Annotated in this window: 2 protein-coding genes; both read right to left on the bottom strand. The window is 35.6% G+C overall.

The window, feature by feature from the left end:
- A partial coding sequence (locus AFK68_RS44590; RefSeq protein WP_371357288.1) for a response regulator occupies positions 1-2556 on the bottom strand: 2556 nt, incomplete at its 3' end.
- 24 nt (positions 2557-2580) lie between these two features.
- Positions 2581-4439, bottom strand: a 1859-nt coding sequence (locus AFK68_RS38445) for a PAS domain S-box protein (protein ID WP_210407311.1), incomplete at both ends; no start/stop codon positions are given.

The raw sequence follows: 4439 nt of genomic DNA, 5'->3' as shown, positions 1-4439 counted from the left end.
ATCAATAAACTCACTGCTAGTATCAGAAGTTTTTTGAATACTTGAAAAATCAATATTATTACTAGATTTAAAATTAATTAATCCCTGTTTAAATTCTTCATACTCAACTTCTAATAAAGGAAAAATTTCTGCTGCTCCCACAGTAGTATTTTCACGTCCTAAATTTTCCAACTGATTACATATCTTCCCTACAGTAACTCCTCCCAAATTAGCTGTACTAGAACGTAAAGCATGAGCAGTAATTCGTAATTCATTGGCATCATCAACTACAATTGCCTCTCGAATTGCTGTTAATCTACTAGGAGAAAAATTGAGATAATCATCAATAATTTCACCTAAAAGTTCCTTGCCTCCCATACTTACAATTGACTCTAACATTGTCTCATCTAAGATTAATTTCGGCTTAATTAGAGAATTATTTTTAATATTATTATTGAAATTTTCATTAGTGTTTGTATCATTAATATTTTTCCATGTTGTCATATCTATATCAATTCTCGAAACTTCCTCTAGTGCTTGCTTCAACTCTGGAACCTTCATCGGTTTAGTGATAAAATCATTCATGCCAACTTCCAAACATTTATCCCGCTCTTCTGAAGTAGCATTACCAGCAATAGCAATAATATAGGGGCATAATTCAGGAGACCATTGCTCGCGAATAGTACGAGTAGCTTCCAACCCATCCATCTCTGGCATTTGCACATCCATTAATACCACATCATAAGGCTGACGTTGCAAAGCTTCTAGAACTTCTATGCCATTTGCTGCCACATCTGCTTGGTGTCCTAACTGTTTTAGCTGTAGCAGGATAACCTTTTGATTAACTACATTATCTTCTGCCAACAATATTCGGAGATTTTCTACTTGCTTAACCTCACTTTCTGAGGCAGTAGGCGACTTTTCCATATCAGTTTTTTCTCCTGTAAAAATCTTAATTAAAGTCTGATAAAGTAGAGATACTCTAATTGGTTTATTAATAACTAGAGCAAAATTAATATCTTGACATTTTTCCGCCAATTTATATTCTTTCAAATTACCCAAAAGTACCATAGGTAAATTCTCATCTGAAGTTTGTTCGCGAATAGTTTTCGCTAGGGTACAGTCATCCATTTCAGCCATTGACTTATCTAATATTGCCAAATCAAATTTTATTCCTTGATTAATTAAATCAATAGCTTTCGCACCAGACTCAACTGCCCAAGTTAACATTTCCCAAGACTTCCCTTGTGTCGTCAGCAGTTGTCGGTTAGTTGCATTATCATCGACAATAAGTAATCGTTTTTCAGCTAAATATTGCTTTGCTTCTTCAAATTTATCGGTTGTTTGTACAACAGATGGAGCAAGTATCGAAAAGTAGAAAGTTGAACCTCGACCTAATTCACTCTCAACCCAAATTTTACCCCCCATCAATTCGGCTAACTGTTGACTCATTGCCAAACCTAGACCAGAACCACCATAACTACGAGTCATTGCAGAGTCAAGCTGAGTAAAAGACTGAAACAACTTATCCATATTCTCTGGAGCAATACCAATACCAGTATCTTGTACTGCAAATTGAATTTCGTAAATATCATAATTACTAATTTGCTCCACCAAAGATGCTTGCACGCGAACCGTTACTTCCCCAGCATGAGTAAATTTAATGGCATTACTGAGTAAATTTACCAACACTTGTCGCACACGACCAACATCTCCAATTATCATCTGGGGTGTCTGAGGTTCGAGTGCATAAGCTAACTCTATATTTTTCTCTTGCGCTCTCACAGCTAACAGACTCAACGTTTCCTCAATACATTGTTGTAAATCAAAAGTTTGTTTTTCTAATTCTAATCTTTGAGAATTAACTTTTGAGAAGTCGAGGATCTCATTAATGAGAGTCAATAAATCATTTCCACTTGTGCGAATAATTTCCACAAAATCTCTTTGGTTAGGTTGTAACTCTGTATTTAGAAGCAAACCAGTCATACCAATAACAGCATTCATAGGAGTCCTCAGCTCGTGACTCATTGTGGAAATAAATTCACTTTTGGCTTTCGCTGCTGCTTCTGCTCCTTTTTTCGCTTCCTCCAAAGCACGATTTTTGACAGTTAACTCCTCTCGTTGCTGAATTTCCTGCTCTAATAGATTAGCTTGAGCGATCGCTATACCCACTTGTTCTGCTATTGGTGAGAATAATTCAATTTCTTCTGTTGTCCATTCACGGTAAGAGTCACACTGATGTAATGCTATTATACCATTAACTTTTCCTTGATAAGAAGTTCGCACTGCCAACATAGATTTGAGATTCATCTGGCGACATACATCTAGCAATGGTTCAGTAGTCATATTTGGAGTAGATACTGGTTGGTCTTGAGATAAAACTTCCTCAGCGTGGGGATTACCTATAACTGGAAGCTTTGATTTTAGTTGTAGTGGAGACTTATGCTCTGATTCAAAATACTCGGCAACAAAGAATATTTCTGGTATGGGTTCGGCAATATACTTAAAAATAATACAGCGATTTACTTTAAAAGCAATACCTATTTGGTTAACCGTTGTCTGAAAAACTGTTTTCACATCTAAACTCTGGCGAATTTCTTNTTCAAAATACTCGGCAACAAAGAATATTTCTGGTATGGGTTCGGCAATATACTTAAAAATAATACAGCGATTTACTTTAAAAGCAATACCTATTTGGTTAACCGTTGTCTGAAAAACTGTTTTCACATCTAAACTCTGGCGAATTTCTTGGGTAATTTTCCTCAATAAATTACCCCGTTTCAGTTCTTTTTCTAGACTAATTTCATATTGCTGACGTTCAATTTCATTGCCTACCCACTGAGCCATTAGTTTGATAATTTGGCGATCGCTATCTTTAAATGGTTTAGTACGTTTATTGAAACTGGTAAAGCAAAGTACACCATAAGGTAGTTTTCCCACTAGCACAGGAGTACCTATATATGCTTCTAAACCCAAAACATTGTTAGCAAAATACTCAGACCATTTTGATTCTTGAAATGATTCAAAAGATATTAGTTTTCCTAAACGAAAAATTTTACTACAAAAAGTTTTATCTAAATCAAGCTCATCTCCAGATTGAAATGATAATTTAAGGTGCTTAGATTTTTGAAAGGCAATGATTTTGTAGCGATCGCCATCAACACTGCCGAGAAAACCCAGGTCAAATTCAAAATATTTTCTTCCCAACGCCAGTAGACCTTGCATCCTTTGGTCAAAATTCAGGTTTGGTGCAGAAGCTACCTTGTATAAGGCGCGAATAGCACATTCTCCTGCTCGCTTTTCTTGTTCTATTTCTTTGCGTTCCCTAAGATCTCGAAAGAACGCACAGTTGTACTCTTTACCGTTAAATTTTAGATAATTTGCACTTATCTCTACTGGAATAATCTCACCTTCCTTATTTTTATGAGCGCCCTCCCATCTCAAAAAACCACTTTGTTTCAATTCTTGCCAATGTTGCCTCCACTTTTCTTTGGATGAAAATATAGTATCAGTATCCCAAACACTCATTTTGAGAAGTTCTGCCTGAGAATAACCTAGAGTCTGACAAGCAGTTTCATTGACATAGAAAAATTTGGCATCAGGACCCATGAAATAAACTGCATCCACCGCTCTATCTATAGAAAACTGACTTAGTTTTAAAGCTTCCTCAGCCTGTTTGCGTTGAGTAATATTGTTAAGAATGCCAGATAACCCAATAATTGTCCCATTTTCATCTCTTATGAGGTTGGCTAAAACTTCAAACCAGCATACATCTTTACCATTAGTAAGAAAGATTGTTTCATAGTTATAATCAAATTCTATACCTTGGATGAAAGCTTGAAATTTCGACCTAGTATCTTGGCGGTTTTCTGGATGAATATACTCAATAAAGCTTTTTCCCAGAGTTTCTGCTACTGTAAACCCAGTCATTTTCTCCCAGGCAGGATTCAGAAATGTCCATATCCCCGTATTATCTGTTTGGAAAATCACCTCCTGAATATTTTCCATCACAGAGCGATATTTATTTTCCTGTTTTCCCAGAGCAATTTCTACTTGTTCCCGTTCTATTATTTGCTGTCTTAAATTTGCTAAAGCCTCTTGAATTTGGGTAGCTATTTGATTGAGACTCAGGTGAATAATACCCATTTCATCATTGCGTTTAATATCAGAATTTTGGCCTAATTCTCCTTCTGCTAGACCTTGGGCAACCTTGGTTAATTGTTCCAATGGCATACCTACCTGTCGCTGAAATATAATTATTATGATTACGACTGAAATTCCACCGACCAGGAGAGAAATACTTAGTGTTTGAACAGCATCTTTGAATAATTCTGTTTTAATTTTTTCTACTGAAACCCCTACTTTTAAATCTCCAATATACTTACCATTGTTAATAATTTGAGAGCTAATTTCCCGTATATTTTCTTTTGTTTTAAGGTAATTAATAATTTGGATATTAC

The sequence above is a fragment of the Hydrocoleum sp. CS-953 genome (assembly GCF_002260545.1).
Taxonomy (GTDB): Bacteria; Cyanobacteriota; Cyanobacteriia; order Cyanobacteriales; family Microcoleaceae; genus Trichodesmium.
This window is presented reverse-complemented; position numbering and strand designations above follow the sequence as displayed.